Raw genomic sequence first — 23,584 nt, forward strand, 5'->3', positions numbered from 1 at the left:
ATCATGCGAGAAGGGTCCGGGTGCGGCGGTTAGGTAAGGCTACGCTAAGATAGATGAATGACGGTTGATCTGGCTGGACGGCGACGAGAGCTCCTTCGCAAGCGGTTGGAGGCCAGCGGGCTGGCGCATCAGTCAGACGATGCATCGACAAACGACGATCCGCCGCGGGCCCACCGCGATCGCACCAACCTGCCACTTGCGGCGCGCCGCCTGTGGTTCGTCGGTCACCGCGACGCCGCCGACACCTCGCTCAACGTTTCGGTGGCGTTCGGTCTCCACGGGGTGCTCGACGAGACCAGGTTCGGGACGGCTTTCCGCAGCGTAGTGGCGCAACACGAGCCACTGCGCGCGCGATATCTCGCCGACGATGCGGGCGAGCCAGTGATGGAGCATCGCATCGGCGACGAAATTGCCTGGACCCAAATCGATCTCTCCGACCTCAGCGACACCGCGGCGCAACGACGAGTGCAAGTGCTTGCCGCGCGGGAAGCCCGGACGCCTTTCCGGCTCGCCGAGGAGGCGCCGCTGCGAGTCACCCTCGCGACCCTCGCCTCCGACCGTTACATCCTCCTTTTGACCGTTCACCACATCGCGTGGGACGACGACAGTTGGGCAGTCCTGTTCCGCGATCTGGCCCGCGCCTACCGTGGCGAAGCGGTCGACGTGCCACGTCGGGCGTATGCCGACATCCCGGATCCTTCCGAGCAGCAGATGGCGGCGGATCTGGCGTATTGGCACAGCACCCTGCGGCCCGCACCCGAGATGCTCGACTTGCCGCCCGCTCGCTTGGAAGCAGGCAGTGGACGCGTCCACCTCCCGCTGGATGCGTCGCTGGAAGCCGCCGTCACCGACCTCGCACGGTCGCTCAACACCACGCCGTTCGCCGTATTCATTGCGGCCACCAGAGCCTTTCTGCATCGTGCCTACGGGGGTGGCGTGATGAGCGACGCCGCGCTCGCTGTCCCCACTACCGTGCGACCGGCCGGTGCCGACGATCTCATCGGCTATTTCGGCAACACGATCCTATTGCGCGGGCCTATCTCGGCGTCGTCAACTTTCACCGAACTCGTTGGCGCAGCTAGTGATTCGCTGGCGGCGGCTCTTAACGCGTGCCGTACGCCGATCGACCTGGTGGTCGCTGAAGTCTCCGACGACCGCCGCGCCGGCTTGGCGGGGCTGGTGTCGACGAGTCTCTCCCTGCGGCACGACCTCGCGGGTCTGGACCTGGAGGGGGTGGCGATAGCGCACCTCGACGAGTTTCACGCGCCGAAGGCGCAGCTGCCACTGGAGTTCGCGGTCGTCTTGGGGGTGCGGCCGGTGCTTGAACTTCAGTACCAGGCCAGCCGATTCGGCGACGCGCATGCGCATGCCATCTTGTCGGCCTATTCGACCTTCCTGGCTAATGCGGTGGCTCGGCCTGACGCCCCGATCCGTGATGCACGACTGCTCGATGCGGCCACCCGCGACGCCGTTCTGTCGACTGCGACGGGGCCTGCGATGGACGACGTTCCGGACACCCTGGTTGGAATGTTTGAGGCCGTCGCGGCCGTCCGACCCGACCATCCGGCGATCGTGACCGACGATCGCACGCTCACCTACGCTGAACTTGATGCTGCGGCAGATCATCTGAGCTGCCATCTCGCCGAGGCGATTGCGGAAGCCGATGGCACGAGCGACCCGGTCGTCGCACTCCGTATGGCGGCGAGTGCCGACTTTGTGGTCGCGGCATTGGCCGTCGGAAAGGCGGGTGCCGCGTATGTTCCGGTGGATCCGGACTATCCGGCCGACCGCGTCAAGTTTCTACTTGAGGATGCGCGCCCCGCGGTGACCCTCGATGCCGCCGACGTCGCGCGCCTCCGTGCGGCACCCACCGATGGTTTCGCGATCCCGGGTCGGGCACGACCGTCGTCGCTTGCCTACCTGATTTACACCTCGGGTTCCACGGGCACTCCCAAGGGTGTGGCGGTGGAGCACCGCGCGATCGCCGAGCATTTACGGGCCTTCGACGGCGCGCGGATCGTTGGTCCCGATGACCGTTTGCTCCAGACTTCGTCGGTCAGCTTCGATGCTTCGATCTTCGAGATTTTCGCGACGCTGACAGCGGGCGCGACGCTAGTGATCGGTAAGCGTGGGGCCCTCACGGATATCCCGTATCTCGCTGAGCTGCTGGTTCGTGAGCAGGTAACGGTGATGCACATGGTGCCGAGCATGTTGTCGACGCTGTTGTTGATTCCGGAAGTTAAGCAGTGGACCACGCTGCGCACCGTCCCGGTTGGCGGCGAGGCGCTGCCCGGTGAGGTCGCCGATGCCTTCACCACGGCGTTCACCGCCAACCTCAGCAACAACTACGGGCCCACCGAAGGGGTGGTGGCCGCAACGCATCATCGAATCGACGGACCGCGCGGTGGGGCAGTGGTGCCGATCGGTCGGCCAAACCCGGGTGTTACCGCGCACCTGTTAGATGCGGGATTGCAGCCGGTGCCGGTCGGAATGGTCGGCGAACTCTATCTCGGTGGGCGGCAGTTGGCGCGCGGCTACCTGCGCCGCAGCGGCCTCACGGCCAGCCGGTTTATTGCCAATCCGTTTGGGCGGGAAGATTGCGGGGTGGGCGAGCGTTTGTACCGCACCGGCGATCTCGCACGTCGTGATGAAGTCGGTGAACTGCACTTTGTTGGCCGATCCGACGATCAACTGAAGGTCCGCGGTTTCCGCATCGAACCGGGGGAGATTGAAGCAATCCTCGCCGCCGATGACGTGGTTCAGCGGGCGTTGGTGACCGTCGTCGACGATCGTCTCCTCGCGTACGTGATTGCCGCTGATGGCGCGGTGTGCAGTCCCGAGTCGCTGCGTGACCTTGTCGCGAAAAGCGTCCCCTCGCATATGGTTCCGGACGCAGTGGTGGTGATCGACGACGTGCCAATCACGGTGCACGGCAAGCTCGATCGCGACGCGCTGCCCATCCCGGACCTGACGCACGCGGTGTTTGTGGAACCGGAGACGCGCACGCAGCGCCGTGTGGCAGCGGTGTTCTCGGAACTGTTTGCCGATCGCGCGGTTGGTGCACACGACTCCTTCTTCGACCTCGGCGGCCATTCGCTGCTGGCGGCCCGCCTGGTGACGGCGCTGTCGTCGGAGTTCGGTCTGGACGTGGATGTGCGCGATCCGTTCGAGAATCCGACTGTCTCCGGCCTCGCCGCGCTCCTGGTGGAACGCGCTCGCGCCGAACTGGGCGTCGACCTCGATGCCGATGGTGCGCAGGATGATTGGGCGAACGACGATTGGGCGAACGACGATTGGGCGAGTACCGACTGGGCCAGCGAGCCCACCGCGGCACGACCACCGCTGGTGGTCGGTGAGCCGTCGGTGCGGTCCCAGCTGTCGTTCTCGCAGTTGGCGATGTGGTTCAACCACCGGTTCAGTGGCGGCAGCGCGGCCGACAACATCGTGCTGACCTTGGCAATTGATGGACCCGTCGACCACGACGCCCTGCAGTCGGCGCTCGACGACGTGGTGGCAAGGCATGCGTCGCTGCGGACCTCGTTTGCGGAGGTCGACGGGTTGCCGACGGCCGTCGTCGCCGATCAGGTTGAGGTGCCTCTCGACGTTGATGGCACTGACGAATCAGCAACGGCGGCATTCGATTTGGCGTCGGCGCCACTCCTCCGCGCCACCCTGATCGACGGTGTGCGCTTGGTTTTGGCCATTCATCACATGGTGGTCGACCACGCGAGCACGCAGTTGATCCTCGGCGACCTGGCGGACGCCTATCGCTTCCGCTTGCGAGGGCAGGTGCCACCGCCTCCACCCTCGGGCGCCGAGTACAGCGACGTCGTCGCGTGGCAACATCGGGTGTTTGGTCTCGAGGCCGACGGTGAAGCCGCCCGATTTGGCCGCAAACAGGTCGACTTCTGGCGCGAACGTCTGGACGGTCTGCCCGACGAGATCCTGGTGGCCGCCGACCGCCCGCGTCCGGACGGCTTGAGCCAGCGCGGGCACCTCGTCGATTTCACGGTTCCGGCTGCTTGTTATCGGACTCTCAAGACGGTGTTTGCCGCCAGCGGCGTTAGCGATTTCATGGCAGTCAACGGACTTTGGGCGGCCACCCTCGCTTCGCTCGGTGCTGGACCCGACATCGCAGTCGGCACTCCCGCGGCCGGGCGCACGCCGGAAACCGAGGGCATCGTCGGACTACTCGCCAACATGGTGGTGCTCCGTAACGATCTGTCCGGCACACCGACGCTGAGCGAGGTGTTGCATCGCTCGCGTGACGCGGTCCTCGACGGCTTCGCCCATCAGGACGTGCCGATCGAGCGACTCGTCGAAGCCCTCAATCCCCGGCGCACGCGAGCCCGAAATCCACTGTTCCAAACCATGATTCACTTCCGCGATGGGGCAGGCGATGCGCCGATCCCGCTGGTCGACGGCACCCGCATGCGCTTGCTCCCGATGGAAATGGACACCTCGTATCTCGACCTCAATCTCATCGTCTCGACCACCGATTCCGGTTCGCTGACCGGTCGCCTGGTCGTCAGCGCCGACCTGTACGACGAGGACACCGCCCACGGAATTGCCGAACGATTTGTGTCGCTATGCACGGCGCTCGCCGACGACCCGCAGCGTCCCCTCGCCGACATCGCCGGGCCCTCGCTTGCGGCGACCCTCGACCGGTCCGTCCACGCTGAGGACCCCGCCGCGTTGGCCGAACTGATCGCCGCGGGCTCGCCTCGTCGGGTCCAGGCCCGACCGTCGACTTTGGCGGGCCTGCCGCACGCGGGCCTGACCCATTGCGCGTCGGTCGCGACCTGGATCGTCGACGGGCCCGGCGCAGCCGTTGCCTTGCCCGAGACATTGCGCGCATTGTCGCCGGGGTCGGTGGTCATCGACAATTACGCCACCGCTCCCGCCTCGACGCCAGCCGCAGAGGTTTACACCGCGGGCGGTGGGACGCAGACCGCCACCGAACGCGCACTGGTCGCGATGCTCGAAGAACTGTTGTCGGTCAAGGGAATTGGACGCGATGACAACTTCTTCGCGGTCGGTGGCGACAGCGTGATCTCGATCCAGTGGTCGGCGGGCGCCGCGGCATCGGGCATCGCGCTCGACCCGCAACAGATCTTCGACTACTACTCCATCGCCGAACTCGCCGAAGCCATCGACGCCGCCCAGACGGCGGCCGTCGTCGAAGAACCGGAACCGATGGTGGAGGCGGCACCAATGTCGGCATCGGGACTGTCCGCCGACATGCTGTCGGCGCTCGGATCAGCATGGGGGACCCAGAAATGACGGCACCAACCGGGATCGACGACGTCCTCGCCCTCTCGCCGCTGCAAGCCGGATTGTTCTCGCTGTCGGAGATGGCGGGCGACGGGCTCGACGTCTACTCGATGCAGTTTGTGGTCGAGATCAGTGGGCCGCTCAACGCGGAGACCCTGCGGGCCAGTGTTGCGGCCATCTTGGCTCGGCATCCCAATCTGCGGGTCAGCCTGTGGGATCAAGGGGTTCCGCATCCGGTCCAGATTGTGCCGACGGAAGTGGTGGTGCCATGGCGCGAAGTCGCCATCGACGCCACAGCATTCGACGACCTCGCGCGCACCGAACGCACCCGCCCCTTCGACCTTCGCCAGGGGCCGGCGATGCGGGTGGTGCTGGCGGGCCTACTTCGGCCAGACGGGACCACTGATCGGTACCGGCTCATCGTCACCGCCCACCACATCCTGATGGACGGGTGGGCCGTCGCGCTATTCTTCCGCGAACTCCTCGCCATCTACGGTGCGGGCGGGAGCGCGGCCGCATTGCCGCCGGTGAAGCCCTACCGCAACTACATCGCCTGGCTAGCGCAGCAGGACTCCGCGACCACCCTTGAGGCGTGGGCCGCCTACCTGCGTGATTGCCTGCCGCTCCTGATCGGCGCGCCCGGGACCCCCGCCACCGAACCGCAGCGGCGGCGGCGCACTGTCGATGCCGACGCGACGGCCCGCATCCTGGGGTGGGCACGCAAGCACGGACTCACGCCCGCCACCGTCACCCAGTTCGCGTGGTCGGTGGTGCTGGGGCGCCTCAGCGACCGCGACGACGTCGTCTTCGGCACCACGATTTCGGGGCGACCGCAGAGCCTGCCCGGCGCGTCCGACATGGTGGGATTGTTCATCAACACGGTGCCGGTCCGCATCGACTTGGGAACGCGGGCAACGATTCTCGAGGCATGCGTCGCTGCGCAGCGAACCTCGGCGCAGATGCGCGATCGCGGTTTCCTCGGGCTCGCCGACATCGCCAGGGCAGCGGGAACGGCCAACCTCTTCGACACGCTCTTTGTCTACGAGAACGCCCCCATCGGGTCGGCCACCGACGCCGTCACCGCCGCCGACGGCACCCGCTTCTTGCCGCTGGCGATGGAATCGCTGTCGCACTACCCGCTGACGGTGGTTGCCTACGAACTCGACGGCGAACTGGTGATCATGACCGAGTCGGTCGACGACGCCCTCGGCCCGATTGACCCCGGCCGGGTCATCGACCGGATCATCTCCGTGCTGCAGCAGCTGCCCGCGGCTGCCGACAAACCGGTAGCCACCCTCGATGTCCTGCTGGAACACGAGAAGGAGTGGGTGGCGAAAACCGCCGGTGGTCCGTCGCTCCCCGCTGGGACGACGGCGGTCGGACTGTTTGTCGAGCAAGTGCGGGCCACTCCCGAGGCGATTGCCCTGGTCGCCGATGACGGCCGCTGGACGTACCGCGACCTGCACAACTGGGCGGTCAGCATCGCGACGGATCTGCGTGCCGCGGGGGTGGGGCGCGGTTCGGTCGTCGGGCTCGCGCCCGTCCGCTCGGGGCGCAGCGTCGCAGGCATTCTCGCGACCATGCTGGCCGGTGCGGCATACGTGCCGATCGACGTGGCCCAACCCGAGACCCGCATCCGCAACCTCCTCGACCAATCGGGCGTGACGGTCGTGCTGGCCGACCGGCCGCACGAGGCCTTCGACGATCGCACAGTGTTGACCGATTGGACTGTGCGCCAATCGGATGCCTTCGCGCCGCCGCAGGTTTCCCCGACCGATGCCGCCTACGTGATCTTCACCTCCGGCTCCACCGGCGAACCGAAGGGAGTCGTCGGCACCCAGGGCGCACTCGCCAGCTACGCGCGCGATCACCGCGACCGGGTACTGAACGTTGGCCGCGAGCAACTAAAACGGCCGTTGCGGGTGGCGCATGCGTGGACCTTCTCCTTCGACGCCTCGTGGCAGCCGCTTGCCGCGCTGCTCGACGGCCACGAAGTTCATCTCTTCTCCGAAGCCGAAACGCGTGATGCGGCACGGCTCGTCGCCGCTCTTGGCGACCGAGATATCGACATGATCGACACCACGCCGTCGATGTTTGGTCAACTCGATGCGGCAGGCCTCGTGTCCGGAGAACCGGGACATCCCACGCTGACCGTCCTCGCCCTGGGTGGTGAAGCGATCGGTCCCGCCCTGTGGGAGCGGCTCGGTAGCCTGCCGCGGACGGCCGTCTTCAACTGCTACGGACCCACGGAGACGACGGTCGAAGCGATGGTGGCGCGCGTGTCGTCGTCGCCCGTCCCGACGATCGCCGGGCCCACCGACCGCATGACGGCGCGTGTCCTCGACTCGCGGTTGCGGCCCGTCGCCGACGGCGTGATCGGGGAGTTGTACCTGACCGGCAGCCAGGTGACGCGCGGATACATTGGCCGACCCGGGCAGACGGCGGCAACGTTTGTGGCCGATCCCGAAGTGCCCGGTGCCCGCCTGTATCGGACGGGAGATCTGGTGCGCCGCAACGCTGCTGGCGACATTGTCTTCGTGGGACGTGGCGATGCTCAGGTGAAGATTCGGGGCTACCGGATTGAGGTCGGCGAGGTTGAGGCGGCCTTGCGTCACGTGCCCGGTGTCCGTGACGCGGCGGTGATCGTCGTCGACCGGCCGATCGGAGCAGCGCTCGTGGGGTTTGTCGCGGGCTCCGGGCTCGACGCGGGCGAGGTGCGCGGTACGTTGGCGCTGCGCCTGCCGTCGCACATGATTCCGACGCGGGTTGTCGTGCTCGAGATGTTCCCGGTCAACGCGAACGGCAAACTCGACAGCGGGGTCCTCGCGGCGTCGGCCAAGGCCGCGCTAGCTGGTGGCGGGACTGCTGATGAGGTGTTCGACGACGTGGAGGAACGCGTCGCCGCCGCGGTGACCGGGGTGCTCGGTAGCCGGCCCGCGCTCGACGATGACTTCTTTGATCTCGGGATGGACAGCATTGTCGCAATGGCCTTGGTGACCGCGTTGCGGACCGGAGGCGACCAGATCGCGGCCCGAGACGTGATGGCGTTTCCCAACATTCGCGACCTCGCTGCCGCCGTACGACGAGGTGAGACGCTGGCCCGGGCCGTCGCCGACCGCGAGTACGGGGACGTCCCGGCGCTGCCGGTGGTGGAGTGGATGTACGAGGGCGGCCACTGGCGACGCTTCACCCAAACAGTTTTGTTCCGCCTTCCGGCGGGTGTTGCCGACACCGAGGTTGTTTCGGTGCTGCAGGCGGTGATCGACGGTCACGACATGCTGCGGTCGACGCGCGAGGGCGGCGTCCTGGTGACGCGGGAACCTGGCGTGGTCGACGCGGCAAGCCGTTTCTGGGCCGTTGGCCCGGAGCACGATAAGTCGCTTGGAGATCTGGTGGCCGTCGCCGCGCGGGAGGCCAACGACGCCGTCGACCCTGATCGCGGCAACATGCTGGCCGCAGTCCGAATCGTGAGTGACGAGCAGGACCTGCTGTTGTTCGCGGTCCATCACTTGGCCGTTGATGCGGTGAGCTGGCAGATCCTGTTCGGTGATTTCGCCGAGGCGGGTGCCGCGATCGCCAGTGGTGCGGCATGGCAGATTCAGCCGGAGTTCACCGACTACCGGGCGTGGAGTACCGCGCTGCTGGCCCGCGTCGACTCCGACGCTGCCCGTTCGCAGCGGGACTACTGGCGCAGTCAGGTTGCCGCCGAGGATCCGGTAGTTGGGGAGCGGGTCACCGCGATCGGCCGGGACACGTGGGCGTCGTTGCGGTCGGCTCCGGTGTTGACCGCTGTAGACGTGACGGCGCAGATTCTGGCGGGTATCGACCAGCGGGTGGGGATGCGGGAGTTTTTGCTGACGGCGGTGGCCGCGACCTTGGCGTCGTGGCGGGCTGAGCGCGGTCAGGATGCGACCGCTGGGGCGTTGATCGCGCTTGAAGGGCATGGTCGCGAGGACGCGACCGTCGGAGAGGGGATTGATACTTCGCGCACACTCGGCTGGTTCACCACGGTCTTCCCCGTCCGACTGGCCGCCGGTAAAGCGGTGACAGTGGATCACTTGGAGGCCGAACCCGACTCCGGTCGCCAGCTTTTGGAAGTGGTTGCGGCGGAGCTGGATTCGATTCCCAACCGGGGTCTCGACTACGGGCTCCTGCGCTATGGCGTGCAAGACCCGGACCTGGTTGCCGGGATCGAACCGCAGATCGAGTTCAACTACCTCGGCCGTTTTGACCTCGGTGTCGCCAACGACGATCCCGAGCCGTGGCGGCCGGTGGTGGATTTGGAACTCAACGAATTTCTGCCGACCGATCCGGAACCGGACCTCCCCCTTCGTTACGCCCTCGACATTGTCGCGGTGGTGCGGGCAACGCCGGCTGGCCCCCAGTTGGTCACGAACTGGCGCTACTGCTCCACGGTCTTGTCGCCTGCCGACATCGCGCGCCTGTCGCAATTGTGGTCCCGGGCGGTCTCGGCCCTCGGTCGTCGCTAGGCCAGAACACGATGGTGGCAGACGACTAGCATGACCCCATGAGTACTGATTGGCGCGTGGCACGCGTCGACGAGATCCGGTCGCTGATCAACCAGGCCGCGCCCGGCGTCGTCGAAGAAGCGAAGTGGAAGAAGGCGTCGAATCCCGATGGGGTTCCGACGTTTTCACTCGACGGCCTGATCTGCACGGTCGAGACCTACAAGGCGAAGGTCAAGGTCACGTTCGCGAAGGGCGGGGCCCTGCCCGACCCGCAAGGCCTGTTTATCGACACCGGCGGTAAGGGCGTGCGCCGCGCTATCGACACCGAGGAAAACGATCGCCTCGACGCGGATGCGTTCACGTCGCTGATCCAGGCCGCAGTTGCCCTGAACCAGGGGTAGCCGGCCCACAACGTTGCCTACATTTAGCTGATTTTCCGGGCATGATGTCGACAACGTTGGCGGTCAACCCCGTGGCAGCGCCGCACCCCGCCCGGGATACGATCTCGCCAGGCCAACTCGGTTAAACATCTTCAATCGGTCAGGGGACGCAGTGCGACGCACAACCATGGCGATCGGCGCTGCCATTGCCGCCGTAGCAATCTCGACGAGCGGCGCCGCGGTGGCCGAGGCCGCGCCAGCCGCGAAGAAGATCGCGACCGTCGCCTCGCACCACTGCGAGAATCTTGGGCTCACGATTACCCTGACGCCAGCGCAGAAGGCTCGCGCGCAGGCGGTCCTGCCCAGCGGATTCCGACTAACCGACAGCCCGACGCTGCTGGTGGAGACAGCGCAATGCGCGGGGGCAAAGGTCAACGGCCGCAACATCGGACGATTCAAGTTGTCGGAGGCTGCGTTGTCGATTGTGCCGCCGCGCAAGGCGCAGTCGCGGCAACTGCCGAACATCGTCACCGAGAACATCTTCATGCTGTCGCAACTCGACACCAGCCGCGTGCTGTCGGAGCTGAAAGCTGGCGCCGGATACCCGACCGAACTGACCGACATCAGCCTCGACCGGGGTAAGTCGTCTGCGGTACCGCGCGTGATGTGGGCGTCAGCAAGTGGCAACCTCGCGCCCACATCGGTGCGCGCCGAGACCACGCCGTTCTTGCTGCCGCCGGGGGTCGATGTCCCGAATCCCGGTGTCGTCTACCAGCTGTGGGCCAAGAACTCCGACGGTAAGTATGTCGTCACCACCAACTCGAACCTGCGAATTGGTACGCCAGCGGCCGGTACCGGTGTGCTCACCGTCGAAAAGGGAACGCTCCTGCACCAGGTGCTGGGGAGCCGAACAGCTTCCGGCGTCGCATTCTCCGGCTCTGCCAGCGGGTTCGTGAATGACACTTACGTGTTTACGCGGTAGCGCGCGGCCGACCCACCACAAACGTTCCGACATTGCATTCGGTGAGTTCGTTCCGGCCGGTGGCGGCGGCGAAGGCGGCGGTGTCGCCGTAGCCCTGTGCCACACCTCCGAGGCCCATTGCCGTCGCGGTCAGGTACAGCGACTGGGTGAGTACGCCGACATGCTTCAAAATAACGGCGAACGGCATCTGCTCGTACGTCCACATAATCCGTCCGACGCGGGCCGCGAGAACCAGCATCACTTGCGGCAGTTCGCCGTCGGCCAACGTCAGGGCGGCGGGGGCCAAGAGTCGTTGTACGGCGGGATCATCGCGATCGGCCACCAACCGCAAGGCATGCTCGATGGAGTCGTAGTGGTACATCCCCGCCGGGATGCCGTCGGCATTCCGGATCACCGGATACACCTCGAGCTCATAGATCGAGCCGCCCGAAGGGTAGGGACGCGAGGGCAGTTCGGTGAGGGCGGTCCCGGGCTTTTCAATGGTCCGGACTTCGCGCGTGCGCGCGCAACGGTAGAGAAGCTCGCCAAGTTCGGTGGCGGTGATCGGCGAGGCGTCGTCGAAATGACGCGTCGACACCCGCGACTCCATTACCTGGCTCAGCGGGACATCCGACAATGAGAGGCGGTCAAGATCGGGAGACGGCAGTTCGACCGCCGCTGCGGGGAACAGTTCGGGTACCGCCGGGATAGGTGGGAACTTACCGTCGGCCCACCGTGTTGGGCCGAAGTGCGCCCAGCTGGTGCCGCGATCACCAACGGTGCTCCGACGATGGAACCACAGCTCGTGCGGACTCCATGAGGCCGTGGTGAACTCGTCGGATTCGCTACGGGCGTCGGCCACCGCGTGACCGGTCCACAACAGGTCCGACCACAAGTGGGAGGCAAAGTCTGAGCTGGCCTCATGCCCGGAGATGGCGGCGGCGACCCGCGGATCGTGCACCACCACATCGCACCAAGAGAGCGGATTCTCGGCGACGAAGTCATCGCCATCGCGGCGCAGGATCGTGAACCGGGACAGCACGCCGGTGCCGGGACCAGCGTCGGGTTGAGGTGACGACGCGGCCCGGAAGGGACGCAACGAATACAGTTCGACGTCGTCGCGCATCACCGTCAGTTGCAAGGCGCCGGAGGTTAGCAATCGGGAAAGCAGTTCAGTCGCAGGTGGGGGTGCGGAAGCGTCCACCGTAACCGGCCCGGCGTTGAGTGCCTTCAGGAGTCCGCCCTGCATCGGTACCAGGCCGGTCAGTTGCTGCTTGCCGGGGAGGATGGTCGCGTGGCCGGGGGCACCCAGAATGGCGTTGGCCCCCGGCGTCCACGAGTAGCGGGTGCGGATTATTTTGCCGCCTTCTCGAATTGCGGTGCCAACTCGTCGAGCAAGTACGGAATCGCCAGCGCGGACGGTTGATTGAGTCCGCTGATGTCGGCGACGGACAGTTGCGCGACCGCACCACTCTTGACCGCCGACAAGTCGCTGTAGCCAGGCAGTTTGGGTAGCGCTTTCGAGAGTGCGGGCGTGGTTGCGGTGACGATGAGGAGGTTGCTCTCGAGCATCGGAACGTTCTCGGTGGAGATCGGGAACCGCGGGTTCTTCGTCTTCTCAAACTGCGCGAGCAGTTTCGGCGCCACCTTCATGCCGAGCTCGTTGAACAGGTAGGCGGCACCATCGTTGGGATCGGCCATCACCTGAATCTGGTCGGACGAGTACAGGTAGGCCATCGCGTAGGTCTTGCCCGCGAGTCCCGGGAGATCCTTCTTGACCTTGGCGATCTTGGCGTTCACGCCGTCGGTGATTTCAGTGGCCTTCTCTGGTTGGCGCACCAGGGTGCCCATCAAAGTGACAGGTCTTGCCACGGATCTACTTGCTTGCCGGTGACGCCGGGGATGGTCGGGGCGATCTTGCGGATCTTTTCGAAATTCTCCGGCTGTGACGTCGGCATGTAGCCCTCTGCCAAGATGAGGTCCGGGTCGGCCTTGGCGATTTCGGCGACCAAGTTCTCGGGGTCGAGGGCCGTCGAACCGTCGAGTTGATTGTCGACCCACGGTGATGGCTTGCCGGTGAGGATCGCAATGTTGTCGAGGTAGGCGACGGGCTTCACGCCGAACGCGAGGGCGGTGTCGATCCATTGTGCACCCAAGGTGACGATCCGTTTTGGTGTTCCATCGATGGTCACCGGCCCGTTCGCGGTGTTGACCTGGATCGGTCCGCCGGAGGCTTCTTCCTCGGCGGGCGGACTGCACGCGGTAGCGGCAAACACTACGACCATCAGCCCGGCGAGAAGGGATAGCAGAGACTTCATCGGCAACTTCATCCGTGAAGCATAACGTAGCCTTACCTAACCAAGGTAAGAGGAGGCTTGGTTAGGGATGTAGGGTGCGCAGCAGTGCGCGCGTGCGGGCGCGGACCTCGGCGTCGCGGTCGAAGAGGATGCCGACAAACTCGTCCACACCGAACTCGCCAAGCTGACGAATCTGCTCGGCCACCGTCGCCTCGTCGCCGATGATGGCGGCGTCGGCGGGACCGGTGAAGCCTTCGCGGTCGAGCATCGCCTTGTACGACGGCAAGTTGTCGTACATCGCGAATTGCTCGCCCGCGGCGGCGCGGGCACCGTCGACGTTGTCGGTCACGGAAACCGGCAGCATGGCGACGGTCCGAACGTCGGACTCGGCGCGCCCAGCACCGACCGCCGCCGCCCGCAACGTCGGAACAATGTGGTCGCGCAACGTCTTTGGGCCGGTCATCCAGGTGACAGTGCCCGACGTCCGGCTGCCTGCGATCCCCAGCATTTTTGGCCCGAGCGCTGCCAGATAGACGGGTGGGACATCGATATCGTCCATGGTGAGTGATCCGCGAGTGGTGATGAGGTCACCGCCGCTGTTGACCTTTTCGCCGCGCAGTAGGGGGAGCAGGCCGTCGAGGTATTCGTTGGTGCGCTGGATGGGCTTTTTGTACGAGACGCCCCACATGCCCTCGGTGACCACCTGGTGACTGAGGCCCAACCCCAGATGCAGGCGCGGGCCGATCACTGCGTTGGTGGTTAACGCGCGCTGGGCCAACAGCATTGGGTGCTGCACCTGCATGGGGAGAACGCTGGTGCCGAACTCGATCTCCGGCACCTCCCAACCTGCCACGGTCAGCATGGTCAGGGCGTCGGGCTCATTCGGCATCTGTGTGCACCACACGCGGGTGAAGCCTTCTTCGGCGATCTCCGCCAGATTTTCGATGGCTCGATCGACGGAGGCGGTGCGGGCGTTGATGGTCCAGACGACACTGATCTGCATGGGAATGCTCCTGTGCTTGAGGCTGGCGGTTGATCCCCGCAGTTTCTGATACTAGGCCGCTGCGCGCTCGCGTGGCTTGATGCCGAGACGATCGGCAAACAGGCGTCGCTGCAGAATCCATCCGGCTACGGCTAGAGCCACCCAGATCGCGTTGGAGGTAATGGTGGCTGGCGTCGAATCGGGGTTGTCGATCCAGTTGAGAGCTTCGAACGTCCGCCCGATGCCGACCAACATCATGCTGGCGCCGCCGATGGAGGTGAGCCACAGCAGGGCGCGGGCCCGGTACTTGTCGGCGATAAACGCGGTGGCCACGGCAATGGCGACGATGATGATGGCACTGGCCGCCCACGAACTTTGGCCGGGTTGCACCAGGTCGGCGAGGCGAGCGCCCGCGACGGCACCGGTTAGGCCGCCAACGACGAATGCCGCCGACCGGAAAATCAGCGAGCACACCACCCACGAAACGACGGCACCGACGAGGCCGAACAACAACATGGTTAGTGCGCTCGCATTGAACAGGCTGGTGATCATCCACCCGAGCCCGAAGCCGGCGGCGATGACGCCAAGATTCACCGACCGCACCCCGTAAAAACAGAGGAACGCGCCGACGGCGAGAATCACGAGCCCGTTTGCGTCAAACATGGTCCGGCCTTTCGGAATTGGTTGTTGCTCAGCCTAGTCGGGTTACCAAAAGCGTCCGTGAATTGTTCGAAAAACGTTTGCCGTGAAGGGGAGATAGTGAAAAGTCCCCTGTAACACTGTCACAGGCCAGAGGAGTGAGACATGAACCAACCTGAGGCAAGCGAATACGTCCAGGCTGCTCATCGGAGTGCGCTCGAGTCGATGCCGTTCGACGACACTCGGGACTTCGACGATGCCGCGCGCGGGCTGATTGCGAAGCTGGAACCTGGCGTGGTGCGCAACGCCGACGGCAAAGTTGTTTGGAATATCGACGCCTACGCGTTCCTCGACAAGGAGGCCGCGCCGGAGACCGTTCATCCAAGCCTGTGGCGTCAATCGCGGCTGGCATCGATGCAGGGCCTGTATGAGGTAGTTCCGGGTCTGTACCAGGTACGCGGTCTGGACCTGTCAAATATGACCTTCATTGAGGGGGACCAGGGCGTCATCATTCTCGACACGCTCACCACGCGTGAACCGGCAGCAGCGGCGTTGAACCTGTACCGCGAGCACCGCGGCGACCGTCCGGTGAAGGCCGTCATCTACACGCACTGCCACGTCGACCATTTCGGTGGCGTGCTCGGTGTGGTGGATCAGGCCGCCGTGGATGCGGGAGATGTCCCGGTCATTGCGCCGGAGGGCTTTCTGGAGCACGCCATTGCCGAAAACGTTTATGCCGGAACGGCAATGGCCCGGCGCGCTGGCTACATGTACGGTGCCGCCCTCGAGCCAGGTGAGACCGGGCACGTAGGTGCCGGTCTCGGCCAATCTCCTTCACTCGGCGTGGCGGGGCTCATCCCTCCGACCATCGACATCACCACCACCGGCCAGACGGTGACCGTCGACGGCGTGGAGATGGAATTCCAGATGGCCCCGGGCACCGAGGCTCCGGCCGAAATGCACATCTACTTCCCCCGATACAAAGCACTCTGCATCGCCGAGAACGCCTGCCACACCCTGCACAATCTGCTGACCCTGCGCGGCGCAGTGGTCCGCGACCCGCACGCGTGGGCTGGCTACTTGACCGAGGCCATCGACACTTTTGCCGACCGCACCGACGTCATCTTTTCCCCGCACCATTGGCCCACATGGGGAGGTGACAACATCACCGAGTTCCTCAACGTGCAGCGCGACATGTACGCCTACCTGCACGATCAGACAGTGCGGATGATCAACGCTGGCTACACGGGGACGGAGATCGCCGAGCAAATTCAACTGCCGCCCGAACTTGAGAATGCTTGGTACGTCCGCGGCTACTACGGCTCGGTCAGCCACAACGTGAAGGCCATCTACCAGCGGTACATGGGTTGGTTCGACGGCAACCCGGCCCGACTGTGGCCGCATACGCCAGCGAACGAGGCGACGCGCTACGTGGCGGCGATGGGCGGACTCGATCGCGTCGTCGACTTGGCGCAGCAAGCGTACGACGACGGGGACTACCGTTGGGCGGCAACGCTGCTCGACCACGCGGTCTTTGTCGACGCCAACCACGAGGCTGCTCGAGTTCTCTACGCGAACACGCTAGACCAGATGGCGTACGGCATTGAGAACGGCACCTGGCGCAACTTCTTCCTGTCGGGCGCGACGGAACTGCGGGGCCGAAACTTCGGAACTCCGACGGCTACCAGTTCCCCCGAGGTGATGGCCCAGTTGACGCCCGCACAGATCTTCGACTCAATCGCCATCTCGATCGACGGGCCCCGCGCCTGGGATGAACGACTCGCGATCGACGTGGTGTTCACCGAATTAGACGAGACTTATCGCCTGGTCTTGCGCAACGGTGTGCTGGTGCATCGGGTGCGGATTGAAAAGGACGGACCGGCTGACGCCACCGTCACCACCACCAAGGCGAGGCTGCTCGCGAGGCTGGCAGGCGATGGGACCTCACCGGGAATCGACGTGGCCGGTGATACCGCCACGTTGCCGCGTCTCATGGGCTTGGTTGTGGCTGGCGACCCGGCGTTCAACATCGTCGTGCCGTGAGAATCAGTGAGTACTCACCGGCGTTCGGCGATCTGATCCAAGACGGTGACGTCGCCCCGATACGGTTCGGTGTCGCGCGGCCAGTGCACGATCGCATCGGTGAAGCCCAATTGTTCAGCGCGGCCGCACATGTCGTCGTACCGGCCGACTGACTCGAGCGGGTTGACGGGCGAGGAGTTCAAGTTCAGATACGAGTCCGGGGTTGGGCGACCAGCGGACTCCGCAGTCGCCGCCAGCAGCGCATGATTGCGTCCGATCACGTCGAACCACTCGTCGAGCGAATCGGTTTGCGGGCCCATGGTGAGCCACCCGTCGCCGTGGCGTGCGGCAAACCGCACAGAGCGAGGGCCGTTGCCCGCCAACACAAATGGGACGCGTGAGCGGACCTCGCCGCCGACCAAGCGCATGTCGTTCGCGGCGAAAAAGGGGCCGTCGGCGTCGACGTGATCCGCACGCAGCGTGAGGTCGAGCAAGGTGGTGAACTCCTGGAACCGGTCGACGCGCTGCCCGGCAGACAATTGCGGGCTGCCGAGAATCCGGTCGTCGGGACTGCCGCCCACCCCCAACCCCAGAATCAGCCGGCCATTGGAAATGTCGACGAGCGTCTGGACCTCCCGCGAGAACGCGACCGGCGACCGGAAGTTCGGCGAAATCACGTAGGTGCCAAGGGCAATCGTCGACGTCGCACATGCCGCCGCCGTCAACGTCGGAATACACGAGAACCACCGCGAGTTAGGGAGGCCGCCCCACACGAGGTGGTCGTAGGTCCAGGCGTGGTGGAACCCCATCTCCTCCGCACGTTGCCACAGGGGGCGCGCGGTCGGCCAAGACATGTCGGGAAGAAGACAAACGCCGAATCGCATGTAGCGACAATAGCTGTCGTAGTGTCTAGGAATGTTGCGAGCCAGAGGCCGCCGTCCGGCGCTACGACCGCCACGGCTCATCGCGATGGGATTCATCGTCGTCATCCTGGTCGGGACGGTGCTGCTGTCGTTGCCGGTCGCCTCGGCCGACGGCACCCGAACCGAATTCGTGGCGGCACTTTTCACCGCTACCTCGGCGACCTGCGTGACCGGCTTGACCGTGGTCGACACGGCAACACACTGGTCAACGTTCGGCGAAGTGGTGATCCTGCTACTGATTCAGATCGGCGGTCTCGGCGTAATGACGCTGGCGACCCTGCTCGGCTTGCTGGTGGTACGCAAGGTGGGGTTGCGGATGCAGATGGCAGCGCAGGTCGAAACAAAGTCCGTCGAGTTCGGTGACGGCCGCAAAGTCATCTTGCGGGTGATCGGCACGAGCCTCGTCGTGGAGGCAGTGATTGCCGTGGTGCTCGCGATCCGATTCTGGGTTGGCTACTCCGACAGTCCCGGTCGTGCGGCGTATCTCGGGGTGTTCCATGCCGTTTCGGCGTTCAACAATGCCGGTTTCGCGCTCTTCAGCGACAACGTGATGGGTTTCGTCGGTGACCCGTGGATTATCGTGCCGCTCGCTGCCGGATTAGTGATCGGCGGTCTCGGTTTCCCCGTCCTCTACGAACTTCGTCGGGCCTGGCGTCGTGCCCGACTGAGGGTGACCGATCGGACCTCCGCCGCACCCGCCAGACCGTGGTTTTCGCTGCACGTCCGGATGACGCTCATCGTGTACGCGGCCCTCGCCGTCATCGGAATTGTGGTGCTCACGGCGTCGGAGTGGAACAACGCGGGAACCCTTGGTCCGCTGTCGATCTCGGACAAACTGCTCGGCGGAATGTTCGCCGGACTCTCACCCAGGACCGCAGGCTTCAACAGTATTGACGTGGGTGCCATGACGCCGGGATCGCTCTTGGTGACCGACATCCTCATGTTTATCGGTGGCGGCAGCGGCGGCACCGCCGGTGGCATCAAGGTCACGACTTTCGCGATCCTCGGCTACGTGATTCTCAGCGAGATTCGCGGTGAACCCAGCGTGCACGCGATGAAGCGGCGGATTGCCCCCGACGTGCAACGGCAGGCGGTCACCGTCGCACTGCTTGGCGTCGGAGCCGTCATGTCGGTGACCTTGCTGCTGCAGGCCCTCACGCCTTTTAGCCTCGACCAGATCCTCGTTGAAACGGTCTCCGCGTTCGCGACGGTCGGACTGTCGACGGGCATTACTGCCAGCATCCCGGCATCGGGGCAACTGTTGTTGGTGGCATTGATGCTTCTTGGTCGATTAGGGCCAATTACGCTGGCGTCAGCGCTGGCACTGCGCGAGCGCGTCCGACGTTTTGAACGACCAGAAGAGCGGCCGATCGTTGGTTAGGAGAAGTCGGTTGACTAGAAAAGGCGCACGCCGCGACGAACAGCGGGTTGCTGTGATTGGACTGGGGCGGTTTGGGGCTTCCCTGGCGGCCGAGTTGGTGAAGCAAGGCGTCGAGGTGTTGGGTATGGATTCCGACCCTGCGCTTGTCCAGCGCTATGCCGACGATTTGTCGAGCGCGGCGGTGGTTGACTCCACAGATGCGCGTGCGTTGGCGCAACTCAGTGTGGAAACCTTCGATCACGTCGTCGTCGGAATTGGCACCTATCTGGAGGCCAGTGTCCTGACAACGTCGGCTCTGCTCGACGCCGGGTGCACCGACGTGTGGGTCAAGGCCACGTCTCGACAGCATGCGCGGATCTTGGAGCGGCTTGGCGCCCACCATGTGGTGCTTCCCGAACACGAGATGGGTGAGCGCGTCGCGCACTTGGTGATGGACCGCCACATGCTCGACTATGTGGAGTTCGACGAGCACTTCGCGATGGCCAAGGTCCCTGCGCCGCAGAACCTCGTTGGCGTCAACCTTCGGGATAGCAATGTGCGCACCGATCACGAGGTCACGATTGTTGCCGCGAAACACGGCGACGACGAGTTCACTTTCGTCGGCCTTGATCACGTGATTCGCGCGAGCGACACCCTGATCGTCGCGGGCCGTCGTCGCGCCCTCGCCCGCTTCGCCGCCCGCGACTAACCCCGGGTTCGTCGCTCCGCTCCTCCCGTTCTCGCATGATGCGTCGATTCCCGCACTATGTCCGACATAGTGCGGGAATCGACGCATCATGCGAGAACAGCCGGGACGGGTTTCGTGGAAGGGCGGAGTGAGACGATCTTGTCAAGTAGTCTCAGGGGAGATGAGGGGAGCGGGCAATGGAACTGACGGTATCGCCGGGGCATCAGCGGCTGCGGGATCGAGTTAAGCGGGCCACGCGCGTCGAATTGTTTCCGACGGACGACGTCCGCGCAGCGTTCCAGGCGGGACAGACCGCCGGTGATCCGACCGCCGAAGCGTTTGTCGCCGAGACCTACCACGGCGAGATGGGGGGTGCGGCAGCAGCGGCAATGCTCGACGAAGCGCTCCGCGTCGGGATCGACAAGGTGCCCGACGCCCCCGAATCCATGCGCGCCCTGTTCAACGAATTTGAAACCATCCCCGACTGGCTCGATCCCGACCTCATTGAGCAGGGGGCGGCAGTCTGGCGCCGGTGGGGCTACAACATGGGCGCGGTCGGCAACGCCGGAACCATGGACACCTACACCGAAGGGTCCCTTGCCGTCCCGCTGTCGTTGGCTGGCGGTTACGCCGGAAGCAGTGCACTGAACCGCTACCTCGAGACCAGCAAGTGGTGGCTGGAAGTGTGCCAGCCCGGCGCCGTCCTAACACCGGGGTCCAAGGCGCGTGAACTGTCGCTGAAGGTCCGCGTGATGCACGTGTCGGTTCGCGCGCGGGTGGCCTCCCATCCGGAATGGGATGCGAAAGCGCACGGACTGCCGATCAGCCAAAGCGAAATGATGCTGACCCTCCTCGGCGGCAGTGTGGGACCGGCATTCGGGCTGATGGGACTGGGTTTCCTCACCAGCCCCGCCGAGGTCCGCGCCGTTCTGCACTACAACCGCTACCTCGGACACCTGGTGGGCTGCAGCGTCGACGACATGTATCCGACCACCTACCGCGACGGCTTGCGGTTGCTCTACTACTTCGACGCGACCCGCAAGCACGATTCCGGCTCGCTCGGTGCCGAACTCGTCGAATCGTTTGTGCCCTCGTTTGAGCCAGCGCCGAGCGTTCGCGGCGTCGCGCGCCTGCGCGCCAAGTTTCATCTGCACCTGCAGGCCGGGTACACGCGACTCTTTATGCTCCCGTGGAATCGCCGCGACTACCGCCTCCCGAGCGGACTTCCGGGACTGGCCATTCTGTTCCTGCGCACCCCGTTTATTGTGGGCGTCGAACTTGCACGCCGCGTCAGCCCCGCCGTCGACGAGTGGTGGCAGCGCGGGTCCATGCGGCGCTGGCGTCGTTGGCACGCCTGGCACATGGGCCAGCGCGAAGAGCAGTTCGACGCCACAAAAGCCCTGCGGCGCTAAATCGCCGTCCGCAACGCCTGGTACACGCTGTTGCCGAGGAATTCGGCGAGGTCGTCTGGCGTCCACTCGGGGCCGGACAGAAGGGTGCGGACGGCGGCCTCGCTGGCCGAAACCCACAATTCCACGAGGGGATACAGCTTCTTGTTGACGTCTTCGTCGGACATTCCCCAGGCGACGAGGGTCGGGCGCAGTAGCTTCATGCAGCGTTCAAAAGCGGCGGCGCGGCCGCGGCCAAAGAATTCGGCGACCTCCGAATCTGGGGAGCCGTACACCAGCCGCCACGTGTTTGGCTGATCGGCGACGGTCTCCAACAGTGCGCGGAATCCGTCGATGAAGACCGAGGCGTCGGCGTCGGCGGCGCGGTTATGCAAGACGGCCATCACCGATAATTTGAGTCGGTTCTCCTCGCGCTTCACTAACTCGGCGATCATCTCGACACGGTTTGCGAAGCACGTATAGATGACGGGCCTGGTAACGTTCAGCCGCTCGGCGACGGAGGCGACAGTAACTGCCGAAACCCCTTCTGACACAGCGATATCCAGTGCGGCGTCGAGAATTTGGGGTCGACGACGTTCCGGGCCGAGATGCTCGGCGCGCTGTCGCGGTGCAGTGGTGGAAGCCATCGGGCCAATCCTAGTGGCCAGCGCTCTGCTGCGGACTCATAGTTGATTCCGCGCCGACACAGAAATGTCGGAGTTCGGTGTCATAGTGTAAGTGGCACAGAAACTCTGTACGACGAGGGGAACGCAGCATGGTCGAGAAGTCTGTTGCCGGTTCGGGCACGTTGGGGCCGGTCGAGTTGAATCTCGTCACGCTGCCAGACGGGGCGGCAGCACCCGACGTGATCGCGGCATTGGTGCAGCAAGTGCGCGCTGGCGTAATCCGGGTGGTCGACTTCGTGACGGTCAAGAAGACCGACTCCGGTGTTGTTGAGATTCAAGAACTCGAACTCGACGCGGGCGGTCTTGAAGATCTCAACGTGGAACTCGTGGTTCCGGGCCTCACCAGCAACGAGGACATCGACCTCCTGGCGGCGGATCTGGAACCCGGTGCCGCTGCCGCTATCGTGGCGTTCGAATTGGTGTGGGCCCGCGACCTCGCTCATCGGCTTGCCGCAAGCGGTGCGGAAGTTGTTGCCGTCGAACGTATTCCAGCCACCATCGTGAATGAAATTGTGGCGATGGACGAAGCCGAGCTTCAGACCGGAGAATAACTGCGGTTGTACCGCTCACCGTTCTGAAAGAGCCGTCGACGACAATTGTCGTCGCTGAAGGGAAATGATCGTGATTAGAAGAAATGGTCGACCTGGCCTTATTGGACTAGCGGCCCGGACCGCTGTTGTCACCGGCACCGCCGGGGCTGTGCAAAACCGACAGATGAACCGTCGGCAAGAGCAGGCTCAGCAACAAGCGCAGCAGCAGTACATTGCCGAGCAGCAGTACGCGCAACAGCAAGCCCAGCAACAACAGTTCGCACAGCAGCAGCCGGCACCGCAGTCGGCGGCTGGCGGCTCGTCGGACCTGATTGCGGAATTGTCGAAGCTCGGCGAACTGCACACGCAGGGGCTGCTGACCGCTGAAGAATTCGCGGCGGCAAAAGCTAAGCTCCTCGGCTAATGTTGTCGGCTTAGCTGCCGCGGTGGAGTGAAGATTTTGGGAGCAAATCACTCGAAGCGGGCGATACTGGAGTGACACAAGGGGAAGATAGTAGGCGACCATGTTCATCTCACTGATCGGAGCACGTCATGTCCTCTCCCGACAACCGTGAGCTAAGCCCTGTCAAGCAGGGAATCGCTGGCGGCGCCACCTTCGCGGCGGCAATGCTGCTGTTTGTCGGCGGCATCCTTGGAGTACTCCAGGGCATCTCGGCCGTAGCCAAAGACGAGTTGTTTGTTCCCACACTGAACTACGTGTTCTCGGTGGACCTAACCGGCTGGGGCTGGATTCACATCATCATCGGTGCCATCGCCATCGCGATTGCATGCGGAATGATTGCCGGGGCAACTTGGGCACGGGTCGCGGCGATCGTCATCGCATCGATTTCGATCATCGCGAACTTCCTCTGGCTGCCGTACTACCCGTGGTGGTCGATCCTGATCATCGCTATCGACGTCATCATCATCTGGGCGGTCTCGACCTGGCGCGCTGCGTAGCAGCGCAACGAAAAAACAACGCTCG

Annotated in this window: 18 protein-coding genes; 11 read left to right on the top strand and 7 right to left on the bottom strand. The window is 64.7% G+C overall.

Going from position 1 to position 23,584, the window contains the following annotated elements:
- The first annotated feature begins 57 nt into the window (after positions 1 to 57).
- The 4 genes from AC1L34_RS15765 to AC1L34_RS15780 all read left to right on the top strand — a co-directional run bounded on the left by AC1L34_RS15765 (position 58) and on the right by AC1L34_RS15780 (position 11,105).
- Entirely contained in the window at positions 58 to 5,283 is a 5,226-nt protein-coding gene (locus AC1L34_RS15765; RefSeq protein WP_480034894.1) for an amino acid adenylation domain-containing protein, read from the top strand.
- The gene (locus AC1L34_RS15770) at positions 5,280 to 9,764 is read left to right on the top strand and encodes an amino acid adenylation domain-containing protein (RefSeq protein ID WP_480034895.1); all 4,485 of its coding nucleotides are present in this window, start codon (positions 5,280 to 5,282) and stop codon (positions 9,762 to 9,764) included. The genes AC1L34_RS15765 and AC1L34_RS15770 overlap by 4 nt, the downstream gene beginning before the upstream one ends.
- Before the next feature lie 38 nt (positions 9,765 to 9,802).
- Entirely contained in the window at positions 9,803 to 10,144 is a 342-nt protein-coding gene (locus AC1L34_RS15775) for a DUF1801 domain-containing protein (RefSeq protein WP_424296238.1), read from the top strand.
- Between the two features lie 151 nt (positions 10,145 to 10,295).
- The gene (locus tag AC1L34_RS15780; RefSeq protein ID WP_424296236.1) at positions 10,296 to 11,105 is read left to right on the top strand and encodes a hypothetical protein; all 810 of its coding nucleotides are present in this window, start codon (positions 10,296 to 10,298) and stop codon (positions 11,103 to 11,105) included.
- Here the strand turns inward: AC1L34_RS15780 and AC1L34_RS15785 are convergent.
- The 5 genes from AC1L34_RS15785 to AC1L34_RS15805 all read right to left on the bottom strand — a co-directional run bounded on the left by AC1L34_RS15785 (position 11,095) and on the right by AC1L34_RS15805 (position 15,026).
- Complete coding sequence (locus AC1L34_RS15785) at positions 11,095 to 12,333, bottom strand: SagB family peptide dehydrogenase (protein ID WP_480034896.1); 1,239 nt, start codon at positions 12,331 to 12,333, stop codon at positions 11,095 to 11,097. The two genes, AC1L34_RS15780 and AC1L34_RS15785, sit on opposite strands and share 11 nt — an antisense overlap.
- 104 nt (positions 12,334 to 12,437) lie before the next feature.
- Complete coding sequence (locus tag AC1L34_RS15790) at positions 12,438 to 12,956, bottom strand: ABC transporter substrate-binding protein (RefSeq protein ID WP_480034897.1); 519 nt, start codon at positions 12,954 to 12,956, stop codon at positions 12,438 to 12,440.
- The gene (locus AC1L34_RS15795) at positions 12,935 to 13,402 is read right to left on the bottom strand and encodes an ABC transporter substrate-binding protein (RefSeq protein ID WP_480034898.1); all 468 of its coding nucleotides are present in this window, start codon (positions 13,400 to 13,402) and stop codon (positions 12,935 to 12,937) included. Before AC1L34_RS15795 ends, AC1L34_RS15790 begins: the two co-directional genes overlap by 22 nt.
- A gap of 61 nt (positions 13,403 to 13,463) precedes the next feature.
- Positions 13,464 to 14,384, bottom strand: a complete 921-nt coding sequence (locus tag AC1L34_RS15800) for a TIGR03564 family F420-dependent LLM class oxidoreductase (protein ID WP_424296230.1) — start codon at positions 14,382 to 14,384, stop codon at positions 13,464 to 13,466.
- 51 nt (positions 14,385 to 14,435) lie between these two features.
- Positions 14,436 to 15,026 (bottom strand): DUF4203 domain-containing protein, encoded by a 591-nt coding sequence (locus AC1L34_RS15805; RefSeq protein WP_424296228.1) that lies wholly within the window; start codon positions 15,024 to 15,026, stop codon positions 14,436 to 14,438.
- Between the two features lie 141 nt (positions 15,027 to 15,167).
- Here AC1L34_RS15805 and AC1L34_RS15810 point away from each other — a divergent pair, with 141 nt between their 5' ends.
- Positions 15,168 to 17,045: an alkyl/aryl-sulfatase gene (locus AC1L34_RS15810; protein ID WP_480034899.1), complete on the top strand. Its 1,878-nt coding sequence runs from the start codon at positions 15,168 to 15,170 to the stop codon at positions 17,043 to 17,045.
- A gap of 14 nt (positions 17,046 to 17,059) precedes the next feature.
- On the opposite strand, the gene AC1L34_RS15815 is transcribed toward AC1L34_RS15810, so the two are convergent.
- Positions 17,060 to 17,908, bottom strand: a complete 849-nt coding sequence (locus AC1L34_RS15815) for an LLM class flavin-dependent oxidoreductase (RefSeq protein ID WP_480034900.1) — start codon at positions 17,906 to 17,908, stop codon at positions 17,060 to 17,062.
- Between the two features lie 31 nt (positions 17,909 to 17,939).
- Between AC1L34_RS15815 and AC1L34_RS15820 the strand changes: the two genes are divergently transcribed.
- The 3 genes from AC1L34_RS15820 (at position 17,940) to AC1L34_RS15830 (ending at position 21,407) form a co-directional block, all read left to right on the top strand.
- Positions 17,940 to 19,328 (top strand): TrkH family potassium uptake protein, encoded by a 1,389-nt coding sequence (locus AC1L34_RS15820; protein ID WP_480034901.1) that lies wholly within the window; start codon positions 17,940 to 17,942, stop codon positions 19,326 to 19,328.
- Between the two features lie 10 nt (positions 19,329 to 19,338).
- Entirely contained in the window at positions 19,339 to 20,016 is a 678-nt protein-coding gene (locus AC1L34_RS15825; protein WP_480034902.1) for a potassium channel family protein, read from the top strand.
- Positions 20,017 to 20,192: 176 nt separating this feature from the next.
- Positions 20,193 to 21,407: an oxygenase MpaB family protein gene (locus tag AC1L34_RS15830; protein ID WP_424321816.1), complete on the top strand. Its 1,215-nt coding sequence runs from the start codon at positions 20,193 to 20,195 to the stop codon at positions 21,405 to 21,407.
- Here AC1L34_RS15830 and AC1L34_RS15835 read toward each other — a convergent pair.
- Positions 21,404 to 22,030, bottom strand: a complete 627-nt coding sequence (locus AC1L34_RS15835; protein ID WP_424294083.1) for a TetR/AcrR family transcriptional regulator — start codon at positions 22,028 to 22,030, stop codon at positions 21,404 to 21,406. The two genes, AC1L34_RS15830 and AC1L34_RS15835, sit on opposite strands and share 4 nt — an antisense overlap.
- Positions 22,031 to 22,158: 128 nt before the next feature.
- On the opposite strand from AC1L34_RS15835, the gene AC1L34_RS15840 reads away from it, so the two are divergent.
- The 3 genes from AC1L34_RS15840 to AC1L34_RS15850 all read left to right on the top strand — a co-directional run bounded on the left by AC1L34_RS15840 (position 22,159) and on the right by AC1L34_RS15850 (position 23,559).
- Positions 22,159 to 22,620, top strand: a complete 462-nt coding sequence (locus tag AC1L34_RS15840; RefSeq protein ID WP_424294082.1) for a DUF6325 family protein — start codon at positions 22,159 to 22,161, stop codon at positions 22,618 to 22,620.
- Between the two features lie 163 nt (positions 22,621 to 22,783).
- Complete coding sequence (locus AC1L34_RS15845; protein ID WP_424321814.1) at positions 22,784 to 23,023, top strand: SHOCT domain-containing protein; 240 nt, start codon at positions 22,784 to 22,786, stop codon at positions 23,021 to 23,023.
- Between the two features lie 128 nt (positions 23,024 to 23,151).
- On the top strand, positions 23,152 to 23,559 hold the full coding sequence (locus AC1L34_RS15850; RefSeq protein WP_424296922.1) for a DUF7144 family membrane protein: 408 nt from the start codon (positions 23,152 to 23,154) through the stop codon (positions 23,557 to 23,559).
- Positions 23,560 to 23,584 lie beyond the last annotated feature (25 nt).

The organism is Gordonia sp. 34D, from assembly GCF_056682775.1.

Bases quoted from the DNA above. Each gene is read 5' to 3' on its own strand.
- AC1L34_RS15785 (WP_480034896.1), bottom strand. From the start codon at position 12,333: ATGCAGGGCGGACTCCTGAAGGCACTCAACGCCGGGCCGGTTACGGTG.
- AC1L34_RS15765 (WP_480034894.1), top strand. From the start codon at position 58: ATGACGGTTGATCTGGCTGGACGGCGACGAGAGCTCCTTCGCAAGCGG.
- AC1L34_RS15795 (WP_480034898.1), bottom strand. From the start codon at position 13,402: ATGAAGTCTCTGCTATCCCTTCTCGCCGGGCTGATGGTCGTAGTGTTT.
- AC1L34_RS15850 (WP_424296922.1), top strand. From the start codon at position 23,152: ATGTCCTCTCCCGACAACCGTGAGCTAAGCCCTGTCAAGCAGGGAATC.
- AC1L34_RS15770 (WP_480034895.1), top strand. From the start codon at position 5,280: ATGACGGCACCAACCGGGATCGACGACGTCCTCGCCCTCTCGCCGCTG.
- AC1L34_RS15800 (WP_424296230.1), bottom strand. From the start codon at position 14,384: ATGCAGATCAGTGTCGTCTGGACCATCAACGCCCGCACCGCCTCCGTC.
- AC1L34_RS15775 (WP_424296238.1), top strand. From the start codon at position 9,803: ATGAGTACTGATTGGCGCGTGGCACGCGTCGACGAGATCCGGTCGCTG.
- AC1L34_RS15805 (WP_424296228.1), bottom strand. From the start codon at position 15,026: ATGTTTGACGCAAACGGGCTCGTGATTCTCGCCGTCGGCGCGTTCCTC.
- AC1L34_RS15810 (WP_480034899.1), top strand. From the start codon at position 15,168: ATGAACCAACCTGAGGCAAGCGAATACGTCCAGGCTGCTCATCGGAGT.
- AC1L34_RS15840 (WP_424294082.1), top strand. From the start codon at position 22,159: ATGGTCGAGAAGTCTGTTGCCGGTTCGGGCACGTTGGGGCCGGTCGAG.
- AC1L34_RS15820 (WP_480034901.1), top strand. From the start codon at position 17,940: ATGTTGCGAGCCAGAGGCCGCCGTCCGGCGCTACGACCGCCACGGCTC.
- AC1L34_RS15830 (WP_424321816.1), top strand. From the start codon at position 20,193: ATGGAACTGACGGTATCGCCGGGGCATCAGCGGCTGCGGGATCGAGTT.
- AC1L34_RS15815 (WP_480034900.1), bottom strand. From the start codon at position 17,908: ATGCGATTCGGCGTTTGTCTTCTTCCCGACATGTCTTGGCCGACCGCG.
- AC1L34_RS15835 (WP_424294083.1), bottom strand. From the start codon at position 22,030: ATGGCTTCCACCACTGCACCGCGACAGCGCGCCGAGCATCTCGGCCCG.
- AC1L34_RS15845 (WP_424321814.1), top strand. From the start codon at position 22,784: ATGAACCGTCGGCAAGAGCAGGCTCAGCAACAAGCGCAGCAGCAGTAC.